Genomic DNA, 1,523 nt, shown 5'->3' with positions numbered 1-1,523 from the left:
GATAGTGTAAAATAAGTATGGAGTTTTTGAAATAAAAAATAGAGATTACAACCTCTTGTGTTAAAATATATTTGACAAAAAAAACAAACAAAGGTGGTGTAATCTCTATGGAAACTATTATACAACAAATATGCATAAATATGGTGGAAAAAGTATTAAAAACTCTAAAAGAAAGTAAAAATCTTAGTTTGGATATTATAACGCCACAGATACGAGAAGAAAGCAATAATACATGTTTGAGCATAGTTGAGGAATATATTAAATATGTAAATCTTGAAATGCGTAATCAAAAGAAAGATAGGAAGTCAAAGGGATTGGTTATAAAAGAAAAAGACGTTGACCGTAAGGTTATTACATGCTTAGGTGAACTAGAGTATAGTCGAGATATATACTTCAATAGGGTCGAAAACGTATACGTAAAACCCATAGATAGTATATTTGGTATAGAACCATATGAGAGGATATGTAAAAATGTTAAGGCTGATCTTGTAGACAAAGCTATCGATAATTCATATGAAAAAAGTAAAAACTTGGTTGGACTTCCTAATATTAGCAGACAAAGTGTTAGAAATGCTATTTTAAAATCTAATTTAGATACTGACAAATCAATGGTTGTAGCTGAAAAGAAGTTGTTAAAAGAGCTTCATATATACGCAGATGAAGACCATGTGCATCTGCAAAAGCCAAATAAGAACAAGGGAAGGTCCTGTCAGATAGTACCTTTAGTCACAATTACGGAAGGTACGGAAAATGTATCTAAGTCTCGCAGAAGGACTATAAACCCGTACCATATTGTAGATAGTGGTTTTGATACAAGTATTCTGTGGAAAAAAGTGGATGAATATATCGTTGAAAATTATGATGTTGATGAAATTAAAAAAATATATATACATGCGGATGGAGGTAGGTGGATAAAAAAGGGACTCGAAGACTATGATTGTAAAGTAGTTGCAACTGATGGCTTTCATATAAAAAAGTACCTTAAAATTATAAAAAATGCTAAAAGTCCAAGCTGCATAAAAAAAATAGAAAGGTTAATTGAATCAAATTGTAAAGATGAAGCGATAATGTATATGAGTGAACTTTGCAGTGACATTGAAGATGAAAGGGTTCAAAATAGGTGCTGTAATGCCTGTAATTACATTATAAATAACTGGGAAGGTATTGTTAATAGATACACTTTAGACATTCCAGGAAGCTGTACAGAGGGCCAGGTGAGCCATGTATTATCCGAGAGGTTTAGTAGAAATCCAATGGGATGGAGCAAGGAGGTTCTTGGCAAATTAAGTGTTTTGAGGGTGTATAAGAAAAATGGTAATAAAATTGATTCTAGTATTTATAGCAACACTGAAAATGAACAATACAGGGACTGCGTCAATAAGACAAATGAAAAACTTAATTGGAGTATCTTCGATAAGGAAAAATTCATCTTCGATGGCTCCTCAGCTACAAGAATTTTAATAAAAGGCATAGGATCTAATAGGTCAAATATTTTAGGGAGTTAGTTGTAATAAAAAAGTCCA

1 protein-coding gene is annotated in these 1,523 nt (G+C 31.8%); it reads left to right on the top strand.

Annotated features, from left to right (window positions below; translation table 11 throughout):
- Nucleotides 1–107 precede the first annotated feature (107 nt).
- A complete protein-coding gene (locus tag HMPREF1639_RS02730; protein ID WP_036763021.1) occupies nt 108–1,505 on the top strand; it encodes an ISLre2 family transposase in 1,398 nt (465 codons plus the stop codon).
- Nucleotides 1,506–1,523 lie beyond the last annotated feature (18 nt).

Origin of the sequence: Peptostreptococcus sp. MV1 (assembly GCF_000758885.1) — a bacterium.
Lineage (GTDB): Bacteria > Bacillota > Clostridia > Peptostreptococcales > Peptostreptococcaceae > Peptostreptococcus.
This window is presented reverse-complemented; position numbering and strand designations above follow the sequence as displayed.

Excerpts from the sequence above, each read along its gene's own strand:
- HMPREF1639_RS02730 (WP_036763021.1), top strand. The coding sequence starts at position 108 with ATGGAAACTATTATACAACAAATATGCATAAATATGGTGGAAAAAGTA.